23 protein-coding genes are annotated in these 24,861 nt (G+C 63.2%); 12 read left to right on the top strand and 11 right to left on the bottom strand.

Annotated elements, in window-relative coordinates; translation table 11 throughout:
* The first annotated feature begins 25 nt into the window (after positions 1 to 25).
* Together ABQM86_RS06550 and ABQM86_RS06545 are read left to right on the top strand one after the other, a co-directional pair.
* Positions 26 to 625 carry a hypothetical protein gene (locus ABQM86_RS06550; RefSeq protein WP_369746228.1) on the top strand — a complete coding sequence of 200 codons (600 nt, stop codon included), beginning with the start codon at positions 26 to 28 and terminating at the stop codon, positions 623 to 625.
* Positions 626 to 709: 84 nt separating this feature from the next.
* Positions 710 to 1,819: a serine protease gene (locus tag ABQM86_RS06545; protein WP_369746227.1), complete on the top strand. Its 1,110-nt coding sequence runs from the start codon at positions 710 to 712 to the stop codon at positions 1,817 to 1,819.
* A gap of 129 nt (positions 1,820 to 1,948) precedes the next feature.
* Here the strand turns inward: ABQM86_RS06545 and purH are convergent, their stop codons facing one another.
* Positions 1,949 to 3,619, bottom strand: a complete 1,671-nt coding sequence (purH, locus tag ABQM86_RS06540; RefSeq protein WP_369746226.1) for a bifunctional phosphoribosylaminoimidazolecarboxamide formyltransferase/IMP cyclohydrolase — start codon at positions 3,617 to 3,619, stop codon at positions 1,949 to 1,951.
* A gap of 528 nt (positions 3,620 to 4,147) precedes the next feature.
* Positions 4,148 to 5,077 carry an endonuclease domain-containing protein gene (locus ABQM86_RS06535; RefSeq protein ID WP_369746225.1) on the bottom strand — a complete coding sequence of 310 codons (930 nt, stop codon included), beginning with the start codon at positions 5,075 to 5,077 and terminating at the stop codon, positions 4,148 to 4,150.
* Between the two features lie 187 nt (positions 5,078 to 5,264).
* Here ABQM86_RS06535 and ABQM86_RS06530 point away from each other — a divergent pair, with 187 nt between their 5' ends.
* Genes ABQM86_RS06530 through ABQM86_RS06520 form a run of 3 tightly spaced genes read left to right on the top strand, consistent with a single transcriptional unit; the run spans position 5,265 to position 8,541 of the window.
* The gene (locus ABQM86_RS06530; RefSeq protein WP_369746224.1) at positions 5,265 to 6,212 is read left to right on the top strand and encodes an N-acetylglucosamine kinase; all 948 of its coding nucleotides are present in this window, start codon (positions 5,265 to 5,267) and stop codon (positions 6,210 to 6,212) included.
* A complete protein-coding gene (gene murQ / locus ABQM86_RS06525; RefSeq protein WP_280627377.1) occupies positions 6,187 to 7,137 on the top strand; it encodes an N-acetylmuramic acid 6-phosphate etherase in 951 nt (316 codons plus the stop codon). Before ABQM86_RS06530 ends, murQ begins: the two co-directional genes overlap by 26 nt.
* A gap of 51 nt (positions 7,138 to 7,188) precedes the next feature.
* Positions 7,189 to 8,541, top strand: coding sequence for an MFS transporter (locus ABQM86_RS06520; RefSeq protein WP_207596721.1), 1,353 nt, complete (start codon positions 7,189 to 7,191; stop codon positions 8,539 to 8,541).
* Positions 8,542 to 8,598: 57 nt separating this feature from the next.
* On the opposite strand, the gene ABQM86_RS06515 is transcribed toward ABQM86_RS06520, so the two are convergent.
* The gene (locus ABQM86_RS06515; protein WP_369746223.1) at positions 8,599 to 9,534 is read right to left on the bottom strand and encodes a hypothetical protein; all 936 of its coding nucleotides are present in this window, start codon (positions 9,532 to 9,534) and stop codon (positions 8,599 to 8,601) included.
* Positions 9,535 to 9,690: 156 nt separating this feature from the next.
* Positions 9,691 to 10,260, bottom strand: coding sequence for a phosphoribosylglycinamide formyltransferase (gene purN / locus ABQM86_RS06510; RefSeq protein WP_369746222.1), 570 nt, complete (start codon positions 10,258 to 10,260; stop codon positions 9,691 to 9,693).
* An 11-nt stretch (positions 10,261 to 10,271) separates the two neighbouring features.
* On the opposite strand from purN, the gene ABQM86_RS06505 reads away from it, so the two are divergent.
* Positions 10,272 to 10,721, top strand: coding sequence for a hypothetical protein (locus tag ABQM86_RS06505; protein WP_369746220.1), 450 nt, complete (start codon positions 10,272 to 10,274; stop codon positions 10,719 to 10,721).
* Between the two features lie 44 nt (positions 10,722 to 10,765).
* On the opposite strand, the gene ABQM86_RS06500 is transcribed toward ABQM86_RS06505, so the two are convergent.
* From ABQM86_RS06500 to ABQM86_RS06480, 5 genes are all read right to left on the bottom strand, one after another.
* Positions 10,766 to 12,097, bottom strand: a complete 1,332-nt coding sequence (locus ABQM86_RS06500) for a DUF6350 family protein (protein WP_207596717.1) — start codon at positions 12,095 to 12,097, stop codon at positions 10,766 to 10,768.
* A gap of 425 nt (positions 12,098 to 12,522) precedes the next feature.
* The gene (locus ABQM86_RS06495; RefSeq protein ID WP_369746218.1) at positions 12,523 to 13,560 is read right to left on the bottom strand and encodes a VOC family protein; all 1,038 of its coding nucleotides are present in this window, start codon (positions 13,558 to 13,560) and stop codon (positions 12,523 to 12,525) included.
* Between the two features lie 152 nt (positions 13,561 to 13,712).
* On the bottom strand, positions 13,713 to 14,090 hold the full coding sequence (locus ABQM86_RS06490) for a hypothetical protein (RefSeq protein ID WP_207596715.1): 378 nt from the start codon (positions 14,088 to 14,090) through the stop codon (positions 13,713 to 13,715).
* Positions 14,087 to 14,491 (bottom strand): J domain-containing protein, encoded by a 405-nt coding sequence (locus tag ABQM86_RS06485; protein ID WP_369746217.1) that lies wholly within the window; start codon positions 14,489 to 14,491, stop codon positions 14,087 to 14,089. Before ABQM86_RS06485 ends, ABQM86_RS06490 begins: the two co-directional genes overlap by 4 nt.
* Positions 14,492 to 14,717: 226 nt before the next feature.
* Positions 14,718 to 15,140 carry an Hsp20/alpha crystallin family protein gene (locus tag ABQM86_RS06480; RefSeq protein WP_207596713.1) on the bottom strand — a complete coding sequence of 141 codons (423 nt, stop codon included), beginning with the start codon at positions 15,138 to 15,140 and terminating at the stop codon, positions 14,718 to 14,720.
* 140 nt (positions 15,141 to 15,280) lie between these two features.
* Here ABQM86_RS06480 and ABQM86_RS06475 point away from each other — a divergent pair, with 140 nt between their 5' ends.
* Both ABQM86_RS06475 and ABQM86_RS06470 read left to right on the top strand, forming a co-directional pair.
* The gene (locus ABQM86_RS06475; protein WP_369746216.1) at positions 15,281 to 15,709 is read left to right on the top strand and encodes a MerR family transcriptional regulator; all 429 of its coding nucleotides are present in this window, start codon (positions 15,281 to 15,283) and stop codon (positions 15,707 to 15,709) included.
* 174 nt (positions 15,710 to 15,883) lie between these two features.
* Positions 15,884 to 16,777 carry a hypothetical protein gene (locus tag ABQM86_RS06470; RefSeq protein ID WP_369746215.1) on the top strand — a complete coding sequence of 298 codons (894 nt, stop codon included), beginning with the start codon at positions 15,884 to 15,886 and terminating at the stop codon, positions 16,775 to 16,777.
* A gap of 64 nt (positions 16,778 to 16,841) precedes the next feature.
* Here ABQM86_RS06470 and ABQM86_RS06465 read toward each other — a convergent pair whose 3' ends face one another.
* Together ABQM86_RS06465 and ABQM86_RS06460 are read right to left on the bottom strand one after the other, a co-directional pair.
* Positions 16,842 to 18,740, bottom strand: coding sequence for an FG-GAP-like repeat-containing protein (locus tag ABQM86_RS06465; protein ID WP_369746214.1), 1,899 nt, complete (start codon positions 18,738 to 18,740; stop codon positions 16,842 to 16,844).
* Between the two features lie 67 nt (positions 18,741 to 18,807).
* Positions 18,808 to 20,688 (bottom strand): FG-GAP-like repeat-containing protein, encoded by a 1,881-nt coding sequence (locus ABQM86_RS06460; protein WP_369746213.1) that lies wholly within the window; start codon positions 20,686 to 20,688, stop codon positions 18,808 to 18,810.
* A gap of 158 nt (positions 20,689 to 20,846) precedes the next feature.
* On the opposite strand from ABQM86_RS06460, the gene ABQM86_RS06455 reads away from it, so the two are divergent.
* The 4 genes from ABQM86_RS06455 (at position 20,847) to ABQM86_RS06440 (ending at position 24,839) form a co-directional block, all read left to right on the top strand.
* The gene (locus tag ABQM86_RS06455) at positions 20,847 to 22,013 is read left to right on the top strand and encodes a glycosyltransferase family 4 protein (protein ID WP_369746212.1); all 1,167 of its coding nucleotides are present in this window, start codon (positions 20,847 to 20,849) and stop codon (positions 22,011 to 22,013) included.
* Positions 22,010 to 23,404 carry a UDP-glucose/GDP-mannose dehydrogenase family protein gene (locus ABQM86_RS06450; protein ID WP_369746211.1) on the top strand — a complete coding sequence of 465 codons (1,395 nt, stop codon included), beginning with the start codon at positions 22,010 to 22,012 and terminating at the stop codon, positions 23,402 to 23,404. Before ABQM86_RS06455 ends, ABQM86_RS06450 begins: the two co-directional genes overlap by 4 nt.
* A gap of 24 nt (positions 23,405 to 23,428) precedes the next feature.
* Positions 23,429 to 24,178 (top strand): tyrosine-protein phosphatase, encoded by a 750-nt coding sequence (locus ABQM86_RS06445; RefSeq protein ID WP_369746210.1) that lies wholly within the window; start codon positions 23,429 to 23,431, stop codon positions 24,176 to 24,178.
* A 205-nt stretch (positions 24,179 to 24,383) separates the two neighbouring features.
* Complete coding sequence (locus ABQM86_RS06440; RefSeq protein ID WP_369746209.1) at positions 24,384 to 24,839, top strand: hypothetical protein; 456 nt, start codon at positions 24,384 to 24,386, stop codon at positions 24,837 to 24,839.
* The last annotated feature ends 22 nt before the right edge of the window (positions 24,840 to 24,861 follow it).

The raw sequence follows: 24,861 nt of genomic DNA, 5'->3' as shown, positions 1-24,861 counted from the left end.
CCGCTAAACCGAACATAGTGAAGTCATGACCCGCACCATTCGACCCACCTCCCTTACTGCCTGGCTGACCGCCCTGGCGGCCGGGATTCTCCTCGCGCTGACAGCTTGCGCTGTCCCGGCGCCGACACCCCGGGAGACCATCCCGCACGATGCCGACACCGGCCAGACGATGGCCGAAGCCCGCGAAGCAATCGACGCCGTCCCCGGGATCTCGGTGACTGGCTTCGCCGGAGGAGGTCCCCCCAACGTGAAGGGCAACACCGGATACTCCGTACAGATAGCCATCGACCCTGGTTACACCGTTCTTTACGGCGATTTGCTGGTCGATTACATCGTCCGGAACGTTTGGTCTGTAGGCGAGGGTTACATGCCCAACACCCAGATTCAGATCAGCGCCCGAACCGCTGACGGGGAGCCGTTCTTCGACCTCTCCACTGCAGGCGTGGGATCAGCCTGGATGGGCGGACAGCCCTCGGCTCCTTCGCAGCACAACACCATCATCATCCCGCTCAGCGCCGACGATCCCGAGGGAGCGCGCAATCTATCCCTGCTCTCACAGGACGGTTCATGGCCTGGCGTCACGCCCAAGCCCCTCCCTGACAGAGTCACGGTCAAAGACCACTGACGGCCTCCTGCCACGGGCTGTCACGGGGATCACCAAAGGGACCGCGCCACTTGACGAGGAAGTGACACCAAATTATCACAAACTATGAAACATCTCTTTACAAACTTGTCATACGTTCGATACCTTCAATTCCGTCAGTCGGCGGTCGCCATCACTGGCCGCCTCACTCCCTCGATAGGTAGGAACAACGTGACGAAAACCAAGACCCTGGCCACAAGCCTGCTGAGTCTGTCCGCTGCCGCAATCCTGGCGCTGGTTGGAACCACCAGCGCCAACGCGGCACCGGCCCAGAACGCAGACTCCAGCGGCGCTGCGGTCAGCAGCCATGTAGTGTCGGACACCGGCGCTGCAGACTACTGGACGCCGGAGCGCATGAAAAATGCCAAGTCCGGCGAAATCCTCGCGGCCAAAGCACTTGACCGCGGCAAGCTCCTCAACGTCGGCAAAGCCCCGGTCACCGAAGCCCCCGGCGCCCTCAGCAGCATCGCAGGCCAGCAGGCCACCACCGACTCCAAGACCATCGACCGCAAGGTCAACCAGAGCGAAACCCCCGTCAAGCACATCGGCAAGGTCTTCTTCACCCTGGGTGGCTCCAACTACGTTTGCTCCGGCAACTCCGTCACCTCGACCAACAAGAGCACGGTCTCCACTGCAGGCCACTGCCTCAACGAAGGCCCGGGCGCGTACGCCACCAACTTCGTGTTTGTCCCGGCTTACCTCAACGGTGCCGCACCCTACGGGAAGTGGACGGCAAAGGCGCTGTACGCCCCCACCCAGTGGGCCTCCAACGGCAACATGCAGTACGACACCGCTTTCGCCGTGGTCAACACCCTCAACGGCCAGAAGCTCGCCGACGTCGTCGGGGCCTCCGGCGTCCAGTTCAACGCCGCCCGCGGCCTGAGCTACAAGGCCTTCGGCTACCCGGCAGGCTCGCCCTTCAACGGTGAATCGCTCAAGAGCTGCTCCGGCAAGGCAACCAATGATCCCTACAACCCGCAGTTCAACAGCCAGGGAATCCCCTGCAACATGACCGGTGGTTCCTCGGGCGGTCCGTGGTTCATCGGCACCAGCTCCTCCGGCTACCAGAACTCCGTGAACAGCTACGGATACGGCAGCAACTCCACCACCATGTACGGCCCCTACTGGGGCACCGTGATCCAGTCCACGTACAACACCGCGGCAGCGGCTTCGTAGCGGACCCTCTTTTGCTGGCACGTCCCTGTTAAGTATGTGCGGATAAAGCACGACGGCGGCCGTCCCCTCCCGGGGGCGGCCGCCGTTGCGTTGTGGTGCTTTCTGCCTGGGCCCTGGCGGGCTCTTCCTCTAGTGGAAGAAGTGGCGTGCGCCGGTGAAGTACATCGTGATGCCTGCAGCGTTGGCTGCGGCGATGACTTCCTCGTCGCGGACGGAACCGCCCGGCTGGACGACGGCGCGGACACCGGCGTCGATCAGGATCTGCAGGCCGTCAGCGAACGGGAAGAACGCGTCCGAGGATGCAACGGCGCCGCGGGCGCGCTCAGGTGCGTTGGCACCGCTGGTGTTGGACGCGCCGCCGGCACCTTCGACGTCGGACTCTACCGTCACGCCCAGCGTGTTGGCGCGCTCGACGGCCAGGCGGCAGGAGTCCAGGCGGTTGACCTGGCCCATGCCGATGCCCACGGCTGCACCGTGGTTAGCGATCAGGATGGCGTTGGACTTGGCAGCGCGGCAAGCAGTCCAGGCAAAGGCGAGGTCCGCGAGCGTTGCTTCGTCGGCGGCTTCGCCGGCAGCGAGGGTCCAGTTGGCGGGGTTGTCGCCGTCGGCATCTACCTTGTCGCTCATCTGGACCAGGACGCCGCCGGAAACCTGGCGCATCTCGGAGGGGTAGCGGCCGTAGCCCTCGGGCAGGGCGAGGAGGCGGATGTTCTTCTTCTTGGAAAGGATCTCCACGGCTTCGGGCTCGAAGTCCGGGGCGATGACAACCTCGGTGAAGATGTCGGCAACCGTGCGGGCCATGCCGGCGGTGACGGTGCGGTTCGCAGCGATGACGCCACCGAAGGCGGAAACAGGGTCGCAGGCGTGGGCCTTGGCGTGGGCGTCGGCGATCGGGTCTGCGGCGTCGGCGGAACCGACAGCTACACCGCAAGGGTTGGCGTGCTTGATGATCGCGACAGCCGGCTCGGCGAAGTCGAAGGCAGCGCGCAGGGCGGCATCGGCGTCGACGAAGTTGTTGTAGCTCATGGCCTTGCCGTGCAGCTGGTCGGCCTGGGCGATGCCGGCCGGAGCAGCCTTGTCCACGTAGAGAGCCGCCTGCTGGTGCGGGTTTTCGCCGTAGCGGAGGACCTCGGAGCGTTCCAGCGACAGGCCGGCATAGGCGGGCCAGTCGATGATGCCGTCGCCGTCTTCGTCCAGGAACTGGCTGGCGGTCCAGGAAGCAACAGCATTGTCGTAGCTGGCCGTGTGCGCAAAGGCCTTGGCAGCAAGGCGGCGGCGGGTGTTCAGGTCGAAGCCGCCTTCCTGTGCTGCGGCAACCACTTCGCCGTAGAAGTTGGGGTCCGTGACAATGGCGACGGCGGCGTGGTTCTTAGCGGCCGAACGCACCATCGCGGGGCCTCCGATGTCGATCTGCTCAACAACGTCGTCCTGCGCTGCGCCGGACTTCACGGTCTCGACGAACGGGTACAGGTTCACCACCACGAGGTCGAAGGTTTCGATCTCCATGCCCGCAAGGGTGTCCATGTGGGACGGGACGCGGCGGTCGGCCAGGATGCCGCCGTGCACGCGCGGATGCAGGGTCTTGACGCGGCCGTCCAGCATTTCCGGGGAGCCGGTGACTTCTTCGACTTCCTTGACCGGAATGCCTGCGGCGGCGATCTTCTTGGCGGTGGAGCCGGTGGAAACAATGGCGACGCCGGCTGCGTGCAGGCCCCTCGCGAGCTCCTCCAGTCCCGTCTTGTCGTAAACCGAGATCAGTGCACGGCGGATGGGAACACGGTCAAGCTGCGTCAAGCTCACAAAAGTCTCCGTCTTAGTTCGCGTAGAAGTCGCGGGTGGTGTCGCGGGTGTGGGATACGGAGAGTTTATCGCGTTTCGTAGGCTGGCTCGTTTTGCGTCTTTGAAGCCCTCTGCGTTGGGAGGCCCACTCTGCACCCATCAACCCGCCCAACCCCTGCACACCAGGCCCCACAAGTCCCGCCCCCTGCGTTGCGAGGCCCACTCCACACCCATCAACCCTCCCCAACCCCTGCACACCAGGCCCCACAAATCCCGCCCCCACACTGCGAGGCCCACTCCGCACCCAACACCCCGCCCAACCCCTGCACACCAGGCCCCACAAATCCCGCCCCTTGCATTGCGAGGCCCACTCCGCACCCAGCACCCCGCCCAACCCCTGCACACCAGGCCCTACAAATCCCGCCCCTTGCGTTGCGAGGCCCGCTCCACACCCAGCACCCCGCCCAACCCCTGCACACCAGGCCCCACACAAATCCCGCCCCTTGCGTTGCGAGGCCCACTCCGCACCCATCAACCCGTGCGCAAGAATTACGACGCCGGGCCTCGCCACCCGCGCGACACCAACGCATCGCGAACCTTACGTTCCGCGTTGGCCCATCCACCTTTCATCTGGACATCGGAGAACCTGAGCACGATCCATCCCATAGCCCGAAGCCGATCGTCACGTTCGATGTCCTTACCCCATTGCACGGGATCGGAGCGGTGATGGTCCCCCTCATACTCCATGGCAATTTTGTATTCCTTGTACTGGAGGTCCGGCGTGGATATGTACCTGCCGTGCTCATCGAAGATGGGCTGCGTGACCGCTGGCTCCGGCAGGCCGGCGTCGACGATTTTCAACCGCAGCCGGGATTCCTGCGGAGAGTCGACCCCAACGCGCAGCAACGGCAGTATCTCCCGGGCCATTCTGATTCCCTTGACCTTGGGTCGCCGGTCGATGACTTCCTGGATCGCCTCGATGGAGGACAACGGATTCTCCCGGGCCAACAGAAAGTCTCCGGCGGCCACAAGCGAAGACCGCCCTATATGCCGGGCCAAATCCATCCAGGTCCACTCGGGCGACGTCAGTTGGACCCCGTTCACAACACGAACATCCCTGGCCAAGAGCGGAGCCCGATGCCCCACCACACCGCGACGCTTAACCCGCCCAATCTCGTGTCGACGCGTCACATGGATAACGCCGTTGTTGCCCTCCTCCTCCAGATAGATCGGAAGTGGGATCGACCAGAGGAGCGCCGCGGTCACATGGCTCACCGCACATCTGGGGGTGATGGCCGTATGCAGTCGTGCAAGTAGCGCCACGTTGGGGCTATCGCTTCGGTTGAGCCGGATTCCCCGGCTGGGTGTGACGAGGCCCGCCGATTGCAACCTCCCGCGGGGTACGCCAGCCGCGTACGCATCTCGGACAAGGAAGCCATCCGGGTCGATCTCCGACGGCAGGGGCGTGGGTTTCAGCATTGGACCATGCTTGCCGGAAACGGTCGGCGGCATTGCGTTATCCACAGATTTGGCCCCAAGGGGCGCTGCGACTGTTCCTCCACAGAAGTTGCGCCCGCGTTGCGAGCCCACCCACTGCGAGGCCCACTCTGCAGGCAAAGCGCGACCCATACCCTGCAGAACGGGCCTCACAACATAGGGTTGATCCATGGAAGCCACCGAGGTCGTTCTTGTTGCCGATGTAGGGAAGAGCCGTTGCCGCGTGGAGTTGCGCAGCGGTGGCGAGTTGCTGGGCGCGGCCGACCAGCACGGCTTCCCCGGCGTGCACGTGGACAACGGGCCCACGCTGGCGTTCGAGCTGCTCCTCGAGACGGTCAGCTTGTTGCCGCCCGGTCTCCCCGTCAGCACGTTGACAGGAATCGGCGCCGCAGTGGCCGGCGTCGAAGCATCCGCCGAAAAATCCCAGGAACTCGCCACCATGCTGGCCCAGAGATTCAGTGTCCCCGCAGCCGTCCTTTCCGACGCGACAGCCGCCCAACTCGGGGCTCTCCAAGGCGCTCCGGGCACCACGCTCATCGTGGGGACCGGCGCCGTGGCCTTCCGTTTCGATGAAGCCGGAGTCCTGCACCGGGCCGACGGCTGGGGCCCCTACCTTGGCGACCGCGGCAGCGGACGATGGATTGGCCAGCAAGGTCTGCAGGCAGTTCTTGAAGCGCACGACGGCGGCCCCGCCACCTCGTTGTCGGCCGCGGCCGGCGCCCTGGTCGAGTCGCCGGAGATGCTCCCGGGCTGGCTCGCTGCCAGCGAAAACCCGTACCGTGCGATGGCCCGGTTCACGCCGCTGGTTCTGCACGCAGCGGAGGCGGGTGACGCCGTCGCGCATGACATCGTCGGCGAGGCGTGCCGCATTCTGACCCACACGGTGAAGCTCGCGTCCAGTGGTGAGCGCGGCAGCACGCCGCGCGTGGCGCTCCTGGGTGGAGTGGTGGGATCGGAGTTCTTCGCGGCGCTCTTGCGGAAGTCCCTCGCTTCGGCTGGGATTGAGGTGGTGGCGCCACTCGGCGATGGCTTGGATGGTGCTGCCCTCGCTGCGACGCGCCGCGGGCTCATCCAGGAAAGGTACATCCACCGTGACGGAACAAACTGGCCCGACTGACGCCGACAAACTTGCGGGCCTGCGCACGGAACTCGCCGGGTTGGCGACCGAGGCCACTGCCGAGGGTTTGGACAATCTGGACATCCTGGGCACTGAAGAACTCGTTTCCGCGATGCTTGCCCACAGTGCAGGAGTACATGCTGCCGTTGAGGCTGCGAGCCCGGCGATAGTTCAAACGGTCGACGCCGTTGCGGAGCGACTCCAGCGCGGCGGGCGCCTTTTGTATGTGGGAGCGGGAACGGCCGGACGGTTGGGTGTGCTCGACGCGAGCGAGTGCCCGCCGACATTCGGCACCCCGCCGGGTCTCGTCGTCGGACTTATTGCGGGCGGCACCAAAGCCATCCAACATCCGGTGGAGTACGCAGAGGACAACGCAACGGCTGGCGCGCGCGACCTGCACGACATCAACGTGACGGAAGCAGACGCCGTCGTGGGTATTACCGCCTCCGGCAGGACGCCGTACGTGATCGGTGCGCTGGAAGAAGCGCGGAAACGGGGTGCGTTTACGGCGTCGCTGGCGTGCAACAAGGGCTCGGCCGTGAGTCACCTGGCGGACGCGGCGATTGAGGTTGTCGTAGGTCCGGAGTTTATTGCGGGCTCGACCAGGCTGAACTCGGGTACCGCCCAGAAACTTGTCCTCAACATGATTAGCACTTTGGTGATGGTGAAGCTCGGCAAGACCTACGGAAACCTGATGGTGGATCTCCGGGCGACGAACGAGAAGTTGCTCGCCCGTTCGCAGCGGACGGTCCAGCACGCCACCGGAGTGTCGGCCCAAGAAGCTGCCACTGCTTTGGACGCCGTTGGTGGTTCCGTGAAGGCGGCTATTTTGGTGCTCCTGACAGGCATCGAGGCTGGTCAGGCCAAGGGTGCGTTGGAGGAAGCCGGTGGTTTCCTCCGAAGGGCAATCGAGAACCAGAAGTAACGCGGACTTCCGCTCGGTGCACAACGCATAAAGTTGCATGCAGGAGGCCCAATGAATACATACACAGCCGTGCCCAGCGGCGAGCAAGTTGTGCAGGAACTGCCATGGCGGTGGAAGGTCCAGGGACGGATTTTCCTGATCGGCGGGCTCGGGTTCATGTTCGACGCTTGGGATGTCACGCTCAACGGCATCCTGATACCACTGCTGTCCAAGCACTGGTCGCTGCAACCGACTGACGCTGCGTGGATCGGCACGGCCAACCTGATCGGCATGGCCGTGGGTGCGTTCGCGTGGGGCACCATTGCCGACACCATTGGCCGCAAGAAAGCCTTCACAGCGACCCTCCTGATTTTCAGCATCTTCACGGTCCTGGGTGCTTTTGCGCCGGACATCGTGTGGTTCTGCATCTTCCGCTTCATGGCCGGCTTCGGCTTGGGCGGCTGCATCCCCGTGGATTACGCGCTGGTGGGTGAGTTCACTCCCCGGAAACAACGCGGCAAGGTGCTGACGGCCATGGACGGGTGGTGGCCGATCGGTGCTGCGCTCTGTGGTTTCGTCTCCGCCGGCCTGGTTGCTGCCTTCGGCGATTGGCGGCTCACGATGCTCATCATGGTGTTGCCCGCATTGCTCGTTTTCTGGGTTCGGCGTTCGGTGCCGGAATCTCCGCTGTTCTTGATTCGAGCGGGTAGACGGCAAGAGGCGGCGGCGGTGATTGACGGTCTGGTGGAAGCCACCGGTGCCGAGCCCCGCGCATACAGTTTGCCCGAACCGCAGGCCGCACCGCGCCTCTCCCCCGGCAGCGCGTGGGCACAGTTGCGCGGGATCTGGCAGTTTAATTGGAAGATCACGACCGCGGCCTGGGCCCTGTTCTTCAGCATCCTGTTGGTCTATTACTTGTCCCTCACGTGGATGCCGCGCATTCTTATCGGCGCCGGATTCGAGGAGTACAAGGCGTTCGTCACGACGGCGAGCATGGCCGCCGTCGGACTTCTGGGCGTGGTGGTGGCAGCGCTGCTGGTGGAGCGGGTGGGACGCAAGTGGATCCTTGCCATCACTGGTCCGTTGTCCGCGCTGACCTTGGTGATCGTGGCGTTCGTGGTGGATGTGCCGTCTGCTGCTGTGTTCTGGCTGCTGGTGTTCGGCTTCGTGGTCCAGGTGGCCATTCCGGTCCTGTACGCCTACGTGTCCGAGCTGTACCCGACCGAACTTCGCGGCTCGGGCTTCGGCTGGGCTTCGACGTTCTCCCGCATCGGCGCCGGCTTCGGCCCGCTGGTGTTCGCCTCCTTCTTCTGGCCCGAGTTCGGGTTGGCGCAGTCGTTCGCGATGGCTGGGGGCCTGGTGCTGCTGTCCGTGCTGTGGATGGCGTTCTTCGCCCCGGAGACGAAGCAGCGCGTCCTCTCCTAACCCAACTAGGTAACAGTAAACGTCCCATTGAGCGCTCAGTGGGACGTTTACTGTTACCTAGTTGGGAGCCCAGCCGCGTTGTTCAAGCGCCCTGCGCACTTTGGCCACGGCGGACCTCGCGTCGTTGCCCATGTGCCGCTTTGAGATCCTCACCAAGGTCCATCCTGCGCGGCTGAAGTCTTCCTCACGGGCTATGTCCCGGACAATCTGCTCCGGATCTGAATGACCCTCACCTTCGTATTCCACGGCAACACGCTGTTCGCGATACGCCAGGTCCGGTTGACGTACGACGCCGGGACTCAGTTCCGTGGGCACGTTGACTTCCGCTGTGGGCAGCCCAGCCCTGTTCAGCGCCAGCCTAAGTCGCGTTTCGGGTGCGGAGTCGGCACCCACGCAAGCTTGTTCCAAGGCGGGGCGGGCCTTTCGGATACCCGGTGTCCCCCAGTGCCGGTCAAGCATCTCTTCGAGCTCATCCATGGTGCAATACGGGGAACTGCGTCCTTCAAATTCCGGGTTGGGCACACGCAACAGATGGTCAGCCACGACAGTGATCTCATCAATATCCATTCTCCGGGCACAGTCCAGCCATGTCCGGGCCCGGCTGGTGATGTACATTCCATCCAAAGTGGTGATCTCGTCTTCGAAGAACTGTCCCCTATGCCCGATCACGCCCCGGCGGCGCGGGATTCCGACGGTGTCAGGTCGCGAAATGTGAATACCCGGCTCATGGCTGCGTGGGAGGAATCCGGGAAACCCCCAAAGAAGGAACGCCGTCGCATGCGAAGCCGCGGAGAACGGCGTGACCAACGTCAAGGGTCTGGCGCGATCGGTCAACTGCAACTCGTCAACGGAGCCGGGTACATATATCTGACGGCTTGGCGAGTCCAGATCCCGGTAACGCAGTCGCCCAACTGACACTCCGGCGTCGAGCGCTTCCTGCCTTGTAAAGGGCTTCGAAGTGAGGTCTGCCGGGAGCGGCCGCGGGATCTTCATCAGCCCATGCTGGCAAATGTGCCGGGAGCGTGGGGCGTTATCCACAGCCTTTCGTTCCTGCCACCCAACTAGGTAACAGCAAACGCTCTACTCAGGGCTGAGTGGAACACTTGCTGTTACTCAGTTGGGTGGGGCGCGCTACTTGGGTGGGGCGCGCTACGCGGGGGCGGCTGCGAGGTCCCGCAGGGTCTGGACCAGCAGGCGGCGCTCCACTACCTTGATGCGCTCGTGCAGGGATTCCTCGGAGTCCTCCGGAAGCACTGCGACGGCTTCCTGGGCGATGATGGGCCCTGTGTCCACGCCGGCGTCGGCCCAGTGAACGGTGCAGCCCGTGACCTTCACGCCGTACGCAATTGCATCGCGTACTCCGTGGGCGCCCGGGAAGGACGGAAGCAGCGCGGGGTGTGTGTTGACGTACTTGCCGTCGAAAGCGTTGATGAAGTCTTCGCTGACGATCCTCATGAATCCGGAGGACACTACGACGTCCGGGCTGTAGGAAAGCACCTTGTCGCGCAGGGCGGTGTCCCATTCAGCGCGGGTTTCAAACGAGTTGAAGTTGACCACGAAGGTCTCGATGCCGGCCTCATCGGAGCGCTCCACGCCGTACGTGTCGGGGCGGTCGGCGCCCACGGCGGCGATCTCGACATCCAGTTCACCCAACTTCACGGCGTCGATGACTGCCTGAAGATTGGAACCGGTACCGGAGACGAGGACAACAATGCGCATTGCACTAGCTTATGGGCGGCTCGCGTAGGCTGGAAAACATGAATCCCGACGTCGGTCCCAAGCCGAGCCAGCAACCCCGCTCCGAGGCCGAAAAGTCCGCCCTCGGCAAGACCCAGATCCTGTTCCGTGCATTCCTTTTGACGGCGTTGGGCGCGTTCTTCGTGTTCTCCCTGAACGTGAACTATGTGTGGTTGAGCGCCATTCTGACGCTCGCGGGTATGGTGCTGGGGATCGTCGTCCTGGTCCGCACGCTGAAGTACAAGCACCCCCGGCTGATTCTCCTCGGGACGATCTCAGGCCTGGTGGTCACGGCCGTGATGTGCCTGCTCATCCTGACGTCGGTGCTCTTCTTCAACCAGGTCAGCCAGTACCAGGACTGCTCCCGCGGGGCGCTGACGGAATCCGCCAAATCGCAGTGCCTGACGCAGCTCGAGAACTCCATGCCGGGACCGCTTCGCTAACCCCGTTCGCGGCAGTTGCCCAGCGCTGACGGACGAGGACCAGCTCAGGCGTGTTCGTCGTCGTACGCTGCTTCGTCGAGGTTCGCTTCGCGCTGCTTCTGGCTGCGTTCCAGCCACGGCCCCACTGCGTAGCCAATCACGACGCCGATACCCACTTCCGCGGCCAGCCAGACTGCCGTCCACAGCGGGTGGGGTCCGATTTCCGTGAGCCTCCCAATCCCGGCCGAACCGCGGGAGATCCACGCCAAGGCACCACCAAGGAGCCCCGCAACGGCGCCAATGAACACACCCAGGAACAGGGTTGAGGCGGCGGCTGTGAACCATCGGGCTTTGATCTTGATGGAGAGCCACTCGTCAAAGTGGTTCTCGCCTTCGCGGAGGAACCACCAGCCCGCAAGGATACCGGCGACGACGGGCAGCGCGAGTGCCATGGCGCCGGCGTCCAGCTGTCCTGCGGGGAGGGCGCCGAGGACCGGGACGGCCGGGAGCGGCCCGACCGCCGTCCCAAGCGGACCCGCCGTGGAGCCGACGCCGAGCGAGAAGCCCGCGCCGGTGGACCATGAAAGAGCGAAAATGACGAGGTTCGGCAGGAAGCCCAGCTGCGCGATGGTGAGCACGGCTCCCCCGAGGGCGCCGGCCTGGATGCCTTCGTAGACGGCGATGATGTCCGTCCAGTGCCACACGATGGTGACGGCCAGCAGGACCGCGGCCAAACAGACCGAAGCCATCGCCGCGACGAATCCGGCCTTCAACGCCGAGCCCACGTAGGAGCCCGCCCAGCGCGAATGCTGGCTGGTCTTCGCGAGCCACGCAACGGCGTCGACGCCGATCAGTCGGCTCCACGAACCGGCCTCTCGGCGAGCGCCCACAATCATGCCTAGTCCGAAGGACACCAGGGGGATGGTCATGGCGAACCAGAGGTTGATGACTACTTCAGGGGTGCGGCACACGAAGCCGGTGGCGGCCCCGAACGCCGCGTACACAACGAAAGCGCCGAGGAATGCCTGCCACAGTTGGTCGGTGTAGGAGGCCCGGGCGAGCCGACGACCCGCACGCCACGCAAGCAGGAACGGGATGAGCGTCAACCCCAGCGGAATGAGGGACAGCAGACCCGACCCCGGCTGGGCCGCAGTCCCGATATTGACCTGCGCCAGCTCCAGCGGAACACCATGGATCAGCAGCCACGCCTGGCCGCCCAAACGGGCCAGGGAGTCGACGTTCCGGTCCTGGAAACCATCGGTTGCCCACACTCCCACCAGCGGCAACACCACAACGATGGCCGAAATGAACGCTGCCTGCGCCGCTTCCAAACCACCCTGCAGCCAAAGGGGCATCGGGAGGCCACGGTTTCCGGTCTGATCAGCGCGCAGTTTCATCGTGATCTATCGTGCCACGGCAGGCCGCTCCCACCCCGCAGGCGCCCCTGAAATACCGCGAATTCCAGCGCTTTTTCCACGAAGCCGCCGTAAAATGGGAGGTGTTCTCCCGGGCACGGAGCCCTCACCGACCATCTCAGCTCCGCCCCCACCTGCACAGACTTTGCAAGGCCCGGAAACAATCGAAGCCGGGAACTAGGAGCGGCCAATGGATAGGTGTCACAACTCATAACAGAAAGTCGTACTAGCAGCTGGTGCAGCCGCCTCGGGATTCTCTCCTTAGGCTGCACCAGCCTTCTTTTGGGTCGTGATCTTCCCCGCCTTCCCCGAGGGGCGACGTCTCGGCACTTTGGGGCTCGCTTAGTGCCGAGAGCTGACCCTTCGGCGAGAAGTACGACGGCGGGTGGTTGCTTTACGGCCGAGAGCTAACCCTTCGCGAAGAAGTCCACTCCCGACACGTACTCCATGGCTTTCACGAACTTCGGATCCATCATCCGCTCGTAGGCCTCTTCTTCGGTGGGCTCAGCAAAGCGGGAGTGGATCCACCAAAGGTTTCCCAACGGATCCCGGACCCGGCCCACTACGTCTCCCCAGAACATCTCCGTCATATTCGTGACTGCCGTGGCACCAACGGCGAGGGCAGCAGCGAAGGCGGCATCGCCGTCGTCGACGTAGACCCGCAGGAAAGCAGGAGTAGGAGGCCAGTCGGGCTGGGAATCAAAGGCGAGGATGTTCGAGTCGCCGATCTTGGCTTCAGCGTGCCCGATCGACCCATCCTCCATCGGGACGCGAAACGCTTCCTTGGCGCCGAACGCACCCGTGATGAAGTCGAGGAGTTCCGGAGTGCTGCCCGAGATTATCCAGGGCTCAACGGATCGATATCCGGCCGGGACGGCAGGGACTCCTTCGGTACGTGTCACCGGAGCCATCGCCTTGACCTCATTCGGGACCGGCGCATCCGGCTGACCGGTCATATGCCGTCGGAGGGATTCGACCGCGTACTCCATTCCGGCGGCGTATTCCGGGGCGTCCCAGCGGCTGGCCGCTTCGTCGTCGGAGACGTCCTCCATGTGCGACATGATCCACCAGACGTTGCCCAACGGGTCCTGGATCCGGGCGCCCCGGTCACCCCAGGCGCTGTTGTCGAGGACCGAAACTGCGGTGGCACCCGCAGCGAGGGCGGCGTGGAAGGCGGCGTCGGCGTCGTGCGTGTACAGGCGAAGGTACGACGGCGTTTCGGGCCAGTGCGGTCGGCCGTCGAACGCGAGGACTACTGAGTCGCCAATCCGCGCCTCCGCGTGCCCGATGGTGCCGTCTTCCCCGACGACGCGGTCGATCTCCTCTGCGCCAAACGCTGCGGTGATGAACTCGAAGAGGGCGTTGGTGTCACGCGTGATGAGCCACGGACTGACGCTGGAGTAGCCGCTGGGAACTGTGCTGATACTCGGGTTTGCCGCGGTCATGACTGTGTCCTCTTCGTCGGGAGTTCAGTACTTTCAGGCTACGACTACTTGAGGTCAGGATGCGTCCGCTTTTGCTCCAAGCGCCGAGGGGCGACATCTCAGCACTTTGAGGGCTCGCTTAGGGCCGAGAGCCAACCCCTCGGGTGAGCCCGCTAGAGCTGGGGCCCGTAGATGAACTCCTTGGCGTGGTTGACGGCCTTCTTGAAAGCGTCGTTGCGGAGTGTCACCTGCTCCCCGCTGGCCCCTGCACTGGGTTCCAGAAACGTGGTGGGGCCGGGGCGGAGCATCCAGATGTCCCCAGCCGGCGGGAGGTAGAACACGCCAAATGAGCGATGCTCAGGGTCGTCGGTCCAGATGGGCACCACAGCAACCGCAGCCCCGGTATCCGGGTTGATCCACTGGGCACGGGGCATCGGCTGTTCGTGGACCTCGGGGTCCAGGAATGGAGCCGTTCCCCTCCCCCAGCGTTTCTCGAACCGTTCGTAGAACGCGGGAATGATGTGGCCGTCGTAGGGACGCCAGGCACTCATGAATGGCTCCTTGGTGTTCTGAGGGTTCTGGATGAAGGCTCCCAACGGGTTGGCCCGAAAGACAAGGGCGGCTGGGGATGCCCTGGTTCCTTGCTGGCCGCTGGTTCGCGTCGATGGACTCGCACGTTGACCGGCGTTCCGGGCCTTCCTGCGGGCACACCGCTCCGCCGCGCCTGATCGTAAGCCGCCCGCTTTCCTGGGTCCGACAACACGACGTACGCCTGCATGATGGCGTGCAGTTCCTGGAGGTCGGCCGCGGAGGTGGTGTCGCCGTCGTCGACCTTTTGGCGTGTATCCGGGTGATGGGTCCGGAGCAGCGTGCGGTAGGCGCGGGCGATCTCACGGGTCGTCGCGTCCGGCGACACGTGCAAAGTGGCGTAGTGGTCAGGTTGATCGCTCACGGTTGGTTCCGGTTTCCTGCAGCAGACTTGGGGATGGCCCCCGGGGTGAACCGGGGGCCATCAATCGGGAGACGACGGGCGGGGACCGCTTTCATGTGCGCTAAAAAACGCTGTGACGTGGCACGAAGCCTGCGCCCAACTATTCCGATGCGGCCGCCTCCGTTGTTCCCGGTCGGCGCCCTGCCGGTTGGCCACCCCCGGGGAAGCCTTCCGGCAGGGCAGAGGATTAGGCGTTGATCTCTTGACGTTGTTCGTTGGACGTGATTTCGATGCGCCGCGGCTTGGCCTTCTCGGCGACGGGGATGCGGAGTGTCAGCACGCCCGCGTCGTAGCTGGCCTTGACGCCTTCGGTGTCCAAGGTGTCGCCCAGGATCAGTTGCCGGCTGAAGACGCCTTGCGGACGTTCGGCGGCGATCATCTCTGAGTTCTCGCCGGCCGGCGACTTCCGTTCTGCCTTGACCGTGAGGACGTTGCGCTCGACGTCGAGGTCGACGGAGTCGGGGCTCACACCGGGCAAATCAAAGGCAACGACAAACTCCTCGCCCTCCTGCCAGGCATCCATGGGCATTCCGGCAGGTCGTGCTGTTGTGCCAAAAACCTGTTGGGCGAGCCTGTCGAATTCGCGGAACGGGTCAGTGCGCATCAGCATTTTGTTCTCACTCCTCTGGTCGTGATGCTGATTTGTTGTTCTCCCAGCCTTCCCTGATCTGTGGTGGCTGGTATAGATTTTTTATAGCACTGGTGAGAAAGTAGTGCAAGTAGGTTTTCGAAGATTCTCGGAGGTTCTTGATGGCAGGTTCGGACGGCGCTGCTGCGGAGACGCACGACGGCGGCCCGGCTGCTTCCGGGGCGGACGGCACCTCTGCCGGTGGCCGGGACGCTCGCGGCGTCTACGCGATCTCAGTGGCGGCGGAACTGGTTGGCACGGGGCAGCAGAACATCAGGCAGTACGAGCGCAAAGGGCTGGTCACCCCGGAAAGGACCGACGGCGGCACCCGGCGTTACAGCGAGGACGACCTTGCGACCCTGCGGCGGATCGGCGCACTCCTGGATGAGGGGCTGAACCTGGCCGGAGTGAAGCTGGTGCTCGAGTTGGAGGCCGAGAACCGCGGGCTGACGGAGGACAACCGGGGGCTGGTTGACGACAACCGGGAGTTGCGCGCCGATAACCGTGGGCTGCGGAAGGATCTGAAGCGTGCGCGGGGTGACGATGCCTAACGTCCCTGAATCAGGCGACCGTGAGACTCAAGCTTCGAGAAACGAGAACACAATCCTTTTGCAGTACAAATGGAAGCCTGGCATCACATAAGGAAAAGGACTTGTAGCACTAAGTTATTGAAACGCAATTTATGGAATCGTGCCTAAGGTGTTTGGCTCTGCAATAGTGATGCCATGACAACTCCAGAGCTTCCGGGGGACGGCTCACAGCAGCCTTACCCTCATCCCCAACAACCTCAGTATGCGCAAGGCACAGGTGCCCCGCCATACAACCTCCCCGCATCGCCGACGAATACGAAGAAACAGCTAAACGTGGTCGGCCTTATTGCGCTCATAACAGCCGTGCTGGGGTTTATTTTTGCTTGCGTTCCAGGCGCCCTGATAGTCGGCTGGGTCTTGCTGCCTATCGCATTCATCTTGGCTATCGTCTCCCTTTTCCTGAAGGACAAAGCCAAATGGATGGGAGTCACAGCTCTGATCACGTCCGTAGTCGGCACGATTGTTGGAGTGGTCGTCTTTACTGCCGTTGTGGCGACCTCATTTGACAACGCCTTTGGCAGCGGCGATACGACAGTTGTAGAGCCTTCCAAGGATGGAGCCACGGACAGCGGAGCCAAAACCGACACAGCTGCGAATGCCGGAACTCGAGAAAACCCATATCCCATTGGTTCGGTCATTGAGTCAAAGGATTGGCGTGTAGTCATAAACTCGGTCACGTTGGCTGCTACGGATGCTGTGGTGGCAGCCAACCAATTCAACAAAGCACCTGTTGCCGGATCGGAGTACATCCTGGTCAACTACTCTGCAACCTACACAGGTGACGATGCCAACGGACAGATGCCCGTCTTCGTATCGGTCGATTACGTTACTGCCGACGGCAACACCGTCGATGGCACCAAGTCGCTCGCCGTGGCACCCGACTCCATCGACAACATGAGCACCCTGTATAAGGGTGCCACCGCAACGGGAAATAAAGCCTTCGAGGTTCCCAGCGCGACTGCTGGACAAGGGGTCCTGGCAGTCCGAGCAGGAATGTTTGGCGACAAGGTATTCGTCGCCACAAAATAAGCACACGGAACGTCAAAACCCCCGACCGCGTGAACCGCACTCGGGGGTTTTGCCGTTTCTCACATTAGAGAATTGCGGTCATGCCGTTCCAGCCCTGACCGATGACACTTCCAATAGGCCATTTGGCGCCGCCGCTGCCCGAGAAGAGCCACATGGCTCCGTTGGCGTCCCTCGCCATAATGTCCGCTTTTCGATCACCGCTAAAGTCACCTGTTGCGAAGAGTGCCGTCATGCCATTCCATCCCTGGCCGTACTGCACTTGGGGCAACCAGCCGCCTGCGCCGTTTCCGGGGTAGAGCCATAGCCGGCCACCGGAATCCCGTGCCATCACGTCAGATGAGCCGTCGGTGTTGAAGTCACCCACGCCCACGATGTCCGTCATGGATGACCAGCCAGAACCGATCTGGACCCTGGTCAGCCAGGCGCCCTTGCCATTTCCTGGGTACAACCACAAGACGCCGCTACCATCCCGTGCCGCAACGTCCAGGTTGCCGTCGCCATTAAAATCACCTGCAGAGGTGATTGCGGTCATGCCGCTCCAACCCACCCCGATCTGCACACGTGGCAACCAACCGGCAGAGCCGTTCCCGCCATACAGCCACAGCACGCCGGATGAGTCGCGGGCTAGGATATCTGAATAGCCGTCACCGTTGAAATCGCCAGGAGTAACCATAGACGTCATAACGTTCCAGCCTTGGCCGACTTGGCGCCTGTCGAGCCAATCGCCAGCACCGTCCCCCGGGTAGAGCCAGAGGACGCCGGAGCCGTCACGCGCTAAAACGTCTGCATTTCGATCGTTGTTGAAATCGTTCTTCACGGGTCTGGGATCGGCGGACTGAACAACCGTCACCGAGGCACTTCCCTGATTCGCCACGTACGTTGCGCCCGTGTACTCGTGGACCGCAACGGCTACAGGTTGAACTCCGGTTCGAACAACTGACGAGGTGTTGGATGAGTCGATGACGGATACACCCCCACGGCTCAACGGAGCATATGTTCTGTGGCGCGTGGAATCGACGGCCAATGCGGTCGGCTCGCTGGGGACGCTAATCTGGGCGATCTTCCGCCCCGTTGCCGGATTCACCAGCACAATCGACGAACTGCCACCAGCATTCGTGGACTCGACATAAACATTACCGGTCCAGGAATCCACAGCCACCTTCCCGAAAGTCTCATCCTGCCGGTACAGAAAGCTCGCATGGGCGGAATCTTCAACGATTCCCAAATCGCTTTGCGGACGGCCTAGATAACTTCCCGCAAGGGTTTGAAAGACCTCGTTGGTCCGGGTGTTGACGGCATGACCAATCGCATCACCGCCGCCCAACACATAAACGTTCTTGAAGTTCGTCTGTCCGTCGATGACAGTGAGAACGCCACCGCTGGTAGGGACGAACACCCTGTTTCGCGATGAATCCACAACCATGCTCCGCGGAGTTGAGTTGTAGTAGGGGATATCGACCGTCGCATGTTCAGCCCAGGGGTCAATGACGGTGATCCCGTAGCTGTAGGAAACATACACTTTCCGGGTGACCTGGTTAATGGCCACTGTGCGCGGGTTGGCTCCTGTTTTGACCCTTCCCGCGACCGTGGCCTCATTCATGATGACCACGGACCCTGCAGCACCCGCTTTGCCTGCAACGCTGACGTAGGCACTGCTGCTTCCCAAGGTCGCAACACCCTGAGCGACGCCACCCACGTCAACTGTCGTCACTTTTCGGGTTTCCGCATCGATGACGGAGACTCCGCTGTCGGTGGCCACGTAGACGTCCCCATTGCCTGACACTGCAATGTCATGCGGCGCTGTACCCACAGCGATATCGAACGACGTGGAGTCAGCCCTCGCCGGCGACCCGACCAACAGCGAAAGGGTCAGCGCACCCACAACGGCGAGCGCCGCCGTCGTACGCTTTCGACCCAACTTCTTCAATGCGGACACAGTTGAACCAGACGCGACAGAGTTCATGAGACCCCCAGAAAGTGAGACGCGACTGCCGCGTCGATGAGCGGAGTCTACAGCCTTCCCAGCTACCTCACAGAATCGCCGTCATCCCGCCCCACCCCGTACCCACGCGGGAAGCCGTGGGCCATGCAGCTCCCCCAATGCCCGCGTACAACCAAAGCTCACCCGCGGCGTTCCGCGCGAGGATGTCTGCACGTCCATCACCGTCGAAGTCACCCGGACCAAGCAGCGAGTTCATGACGTTCCAGCCCTGCCCAATAGCCCGCTGCGGCAGCCATCCACCGGAGCCGTTGCCTGGGTAAAGCCAGAGCACACCGGAGGAGTCCCTGGCGGCAACATCGGGCGTGCCGTCGCTGTTGAAGTCGCCGACGCCGGTCATCTCGGACATTCCGTTCCAACCGGTCCCCACCTGGATGGCAGACAGCCAACCGCCGGAGCCGTTACCCCGGTACACCCACAGAACGCCTGAGGCGGTACGGGCAGCGATATCCACGAAGGTGTCGCCGTTGAAGTCCCCGACGGACTCGATCGCGGTCATGCCAGCCCAGCCCATGCCTACCTGCACACGAGGCAGCCAACCACTCGAGCCATTGCCGGGGTAGAGCCAGAGCAGCCCTCCGCCATCACGGGCAAGGACGTCGGCATTCCCGTCGCCGTTGAAGTCGCCGGGAGTAACCAGAGCCGTCATGATGTTCCAGCCCTGCCCTACTTGAACGCGATTCAGCCACCCGCCCGAGCCATCCCCCGGGTAGAGCCACAGGACGCCGGAAGCTTCCCGAGCCAAAACGTCCGTGAACCCGTCCCCGTTGAAATCATTCTTGACAGGCTGCTCCACGGTCCCGTCGATGATCCGCACAGAAGCAGTGCCGTAGCTGACGACGTACGCCTTGTTGGTGGAGGTGTTGACGGCAGCGGAGACCGGCTCGCTGCCTGTGTAAACGGCGTAGCTGCTGTTGCTCTGGCCATTGATGATGACGGTGCCCCCGCCGTTGGTCGGCGCATAGACCTTGTTGCTCGTGGGGTTCACGACGATCTCGCTGACACGTGTGGCGGTGCTGATGGTGGTCACTTCCGTGAAGGCCGCCCCATCAATGATTTTCACAAAGCCGTCCGTTGAAGCACTGTCTGCGGCTACGTATATCTTGTTCGTCCCAGGATTAACCGCGAGGGTGCCGACGGTCTGCGAGAACGTGAGGCTCGCTCCACTGGTGTCGGTTGCGCCGTTGATTACGGAGAGCCGTGGCCCGAACCTGCTGATCGTCGTGATGTAAAGCTTGTTCGTTGTCTCGTTCATCGCTGCGCCCAAGATGCCTGCGCCGATGACGATCGTTGAGGAGAGATTGCCGCTGGCGTTGATGACCTTGATGGTGCCACTGGACTGAACATAGACCTTGTCCGTCACGGAATTCACCAGGATGTCCTGCGCACCTCCGTCGAATGGCACAGAGGTGGTCGTGTTCGTAGCCCCATCAATGATGGTGAGGCCGGTCTTCACGGCCACGTAGATCTTGTTGGTCGTCTCGTTCACTGCCACAACGCCCGGCTCAGCCCCCACGGGAACCCACGTCACGGCACCGGAAACCCCATTTACAACGGCAACCGAGCCGCCGATCTCGCTGACGTAGATCTTGTTCGTCGCCGAGTTCACGGCAACGTCCACGGGCATGTCTCCCGAGTACAGGAGGCCTCCGTCGGACGTTCCGTTGATGACCGAAACGCCTTCGAATGAGGCAACGTACGCCTTGTTCGTCACAGGGTTCACGGCGATGGCACCAGGTTTGTCGCCCACAGGAACGATGTCCGTCACCGCATCAGCCACAGCCGGCGATCCGGGCGAACTGAAGGCTCCCAACAACAGCGCCAAGCCCAAACCGACAGCGACTGACCGCACCGCCGCCCAGCGCCGCCGTCGTACTCCAAGCGCGCGCGAATTGTCCCCAGCAGCAAACATGGCAAGACCCCCAGAAGTCATGACGCCCCAGCGCGTCGGTGAAGCAGAGTCTACGCGCGCCCTGAGACAAACTGGAGCCCCACCTGTTAACCAACTCTTCCTCCACAGGCCACCCGTTCGAACCCGCCACGCCAACCGCCGCGACCACCGTGGAAGGCGTGAGGATCGCAATCGTCGCCGAATCATTCCTGCCATTGATGAACGGGGTAACCCACTCCATCCTGCGGGTGCTGGAGCATCTGCAAGAGCGCGGGGATGAGGTGATGGTGATCGCGCCGTCGACGTCGGACACTGATGTTTCGAGCGTCGAGAAGGGTGCGTATGTGCACCGGCTTCCTTCGGTGCCGCTGGCCGGCTACACGAATGTGCGGGTTGCGTTGGGTGGTGTGAATCGGGTCAAGCGAATCCTTGCCGATTTCTCCCCCGATGTTGTTCATCTCGCCTCCCCGTTCGTCCTCGGCTGGCGCGCCGTGCAGGCCGCCCACCAACTCGGCATCCCGACCGTGGCGATCTACCAAACCGAGGTTCCCAGCTACGCCGCCCGCTATGGCGTGCCGTTCCTGGAGAACTGGGCCTGGAACCGCGTGGACAACATCCACCTCCTGGCCACCCGAACCCTTGTGCCCTCCACGTTCGCGCTGAACCAGTTGCGCGGGCGAGGCATCCTGCGCGTGGACATGTGGCGTCGCGGCGTGGATACCGCGCGCTTCAACCCCGCCAAACGTTCGACGGCGTGGCGCAGCTCAGTAGCGCCCGACGGTCACCGGATCATCGGCTACGTCGGCCGGCTCGCCGTGGAGAAACAGGTTGAAGATCTTGCCGTGCTGGCTGATCTACCCAACACGAAGCTGGTGATTGTAGGTGATGGCCCGCAGCGTGCGGCGCTGGAGGCTCAGCTGCCAGACGCTGTATTCACGGGTTTCCTCGGCGGGGATGCACTGGCTGAGGCGGTCGCGGGTTTTGACCTCTTTGTTCATCCCGGCGAGTTCGAGACCTTCTGCCAGACCATCCAGGAGGCCATGGCATCGGGCGTTCCAGTGGTCGCTACCGGACGCGGCGGACCCTTGGACTTGGTCGAAAACTCCCGCACCGGCTGGCTGTACGAGCCCGGAAACCTCACCCAACTCAGGGACTACGTCCAGGACTTGATGGGCGACGACGCCAAGCGCCGCGCGTTCGCGACGGCAGCAACCGCCTCGGTCCAGGGGCGGACGTGGCCTGTGCTCAGCGCCGACCTGGTCCGGCACTACACCGAAGTCATCGCCTCCTTCTCCCGCGAAAACGGGCCCACAGAACTCACCTCAAGCAAAGGACCCACTTCATGAAGATTTCCGTGATCGGCTGCGGCTACCTCGGCGCTGTCCATGCAGCAACGCTCGCTTCGATGGGCCACAGTGTGGTGGGCATCGACGTCGATTCCTCCAAAGTTGAACAGCTCAACAAAGCTGTGGCGCCATTCCATGAACCGGGTTTGGATGAGCTCCTCCAGGACGGGCGCACCACTGGCCGCCTCGTGTTCACCACCGATTTCTCCACCGCCGCCGAGGCCCAGGTGCACTTCCTCTGCGTGGGTACACCGCAGTCCAAGACCTCTGACACAGCCGATCTCTCCTACTTGATGGGCGCCACGAAGAGCCTCCTGCCGCACTTGGCCAAGGGCGCCGCCGTCGTGGGTAAATCGACGGTGCCGGTAGGCACGGTGGAAACGCTCCGCACGATACTGGCCAGACGCTCCGATGTGCTGCTCGGCTGGAACCCCGAGTTCCTGCGCCAGGGCACTGCGGTCAAGGATTCGCTGGTTCCCGATCGTTTGGTTTACGGCGTCCCGGGCGGCAGGGGTGCCGCTGCCGGCGCGCCGGTCACCGCCGTGCTGGATGCCGTGTACGAACCGCTGATCAGCGCCGGCATTCCGCGGCTCGTCTGCAATTTCGCGACGGCGGAACTGATCAAGTCGGCGTCCAATGCGTTCCTGGCCACCAAGGTCAGCTTCATCAACGCGATGGCCGAGCTGTGCGACGCGTCGGGCGCTGACGTGAGCGAGCTCAGCGAGGCGATGGGCCTGGACCCGCGCATCGGCAACCGATACCTGCACGCCGGGCTCGGGTTCGGTGGCGGCTGCCTGCCCAAGGACATCCGGTCGTTCCGTGCGCAGGCCCGCGAGCTGTCGGTGCCGTCCGTGGATGAGTGGATGGCCCTGGTTGATTCGGTGAACCTGGACCAGCGTTCCCGCGCCGTGGAAGTGGCCCGCGAGATGTGCCGCGGCTTCCTCTCCGGCCGCACGGTGACCATTCTGGGCGCAGCGTTCAAGCCCGACACCGACGACATCCGCGACTCACCCGCCTTGGACGTCGCCCAGCAACTCGCTGCCGCGGGCGCCCACGTCACCGTCACGGACCCCAAAGCCATCAACAACGCCTGGATCCGCTACCCGCAAATCCGCTTCGAGGCCGACACAAAACGCGCCCTCGAAGGCGCCGAACTGGTGCTGCTGCTCACCGAATGGGACGAATACGTCTCGCTGTCACCTTCCGTTGTGGGAGGCCTAGTACGACGGCGGATGGTGCTGGACGCTCGAAACGTCCTGGACGCTGAGGCCTGGCGGAGTGCCGGGTGGACGGTCCGCGGCTTGGGGACGGGGGCGTCGGTTACCGCCGGGGAGCGGGGCGAGGGTGCCGCTGCGACGCGCGTCGGCGGGAAGAAGCACGCGCGGGCGTAGGGCCCGCTTTGCTTTACTTGTGGCATGGAAGAGTCTGGCAGGAAGGACCGCGCGCTCCGGGTCGAAGGTCTGGTCAACGCCCGTGATCTCGGCGGTTTGGAACGTGCAGACGGAACCCTGACGCCGCACGGGGTGTTTTTCCGGAGCGACAACGTGGACCGGATAAGCCCCGATGGCTGGCAACAAGTCTACGAGGCCGGCATCCGCACCGTCGTCGATCTTCGGCAACCTGGGGAACGTGAAAAGGACACCCGGAAACGCCCACCCTGGCTCACCACGATCAACGTGGATCTCGACGGCCTTAAGAACACCGAGTTCTGGGCTGGCTACTGGGACAACGGTTTGGTGGGCACCGCACTGTATTTCCTGCCCCACCTCAATGAAATGCCCGAACGAGCAGGGGCGGCTATCTCAGCCATACTCAACGCGCCGCCGGGCGGCGTCCTTTTTCATTGCATGGGTGGCAGGGACAGGACCGGAATTATTGCCATGATTCTGTTGTCGGCCGTGAACGCCGGCACCGAGGGAATCGTAGATGACTACCTCGAAACCGTCAGGCTCGGCGACGTCCGCGCTGCCAGCAGCAACAGAAACAATGCCGAATCCCTACTCAACGAACTCTGCGAGCGCCACGGGACCACCACCGAAGGAGCCTTCAGGACGGCTTTGGCCGGGTTGGACCTTCACGAGTTCATCGAGGCCGCCGACCTCCCCGAGCGCGACCGCACCGCACTAGCCACTTGGCGCGGCACCATTCTTCCGCTCGGTTGCTAGTCGCCGAGCCAGCTGACGCCAGATCAGCGGCTCCGTTCCGCTGATCGAAAGGCGAAGCTCGACGGCACGGGCCAATGGTCTTGTGGTCCCCCATCGTCAGGCGGACAATGTGTCCCACGGCAGACCTCCGAGTCTGTTCGATTCTCACCAAGGGGGCACCATGGGAGAGCTTGGCACGAACATCCCAATGGGCGAGACACGTGATGTGAGCACTGAACTGGCCCGGCTGATGATCGAGCGGGCCGCCCCGGATGAACTGCTCACCTTCGACGAAGTCGCCGACGAGTATTACGCGGATCCCGAATCCACTCTGAACCCGGCCCAGAATGATGAGGCCGTTGGTTTCGGCCTGGAGCTGGCCTTGCTGGCACCTTTTGCCCTCGCCGTGGCCCAGTTCATCATCGGTTTCCTCGGTGACTTGCTCCGCGACGTGGCCAAGGACGCGGTGAAGGACGCCGCCAAACCAGCAGTGACGGGAGCCGTCCGCAGGGTGTTGCGGCTGGGCTCCCCACAGGATTCCACCAGCGCAGCGATCGAACTCACCGCGGAACAGCGCGACCGCGTCTTCGCCGCCGCAAAAGAGCAGTCCAAACGGCTTGGCCTCGACGAAACCAAGGCAGATCTGCTGGGAAACGCAATCCTCGGGGTCCTCAGCAGGTAGCTCTCCAATCCCTAGAAGGCGG

Origin of the sequence: Paenarthrobacter sp. AMU7, from assembly GCF_041200195.1 — a bacterium.
In the GTDB taxonomy this organism is placed as follows: Bacteria; Actinomycetota; Actinomycetes; order Actinomycetales; family Micrococcaceae; genus Arthrobacter.
The sequence above is the reverse complement of the archived record's forward strand: the minus strand, read 5'-3'. Positions and strand labels throughout refer to the sequence as shown.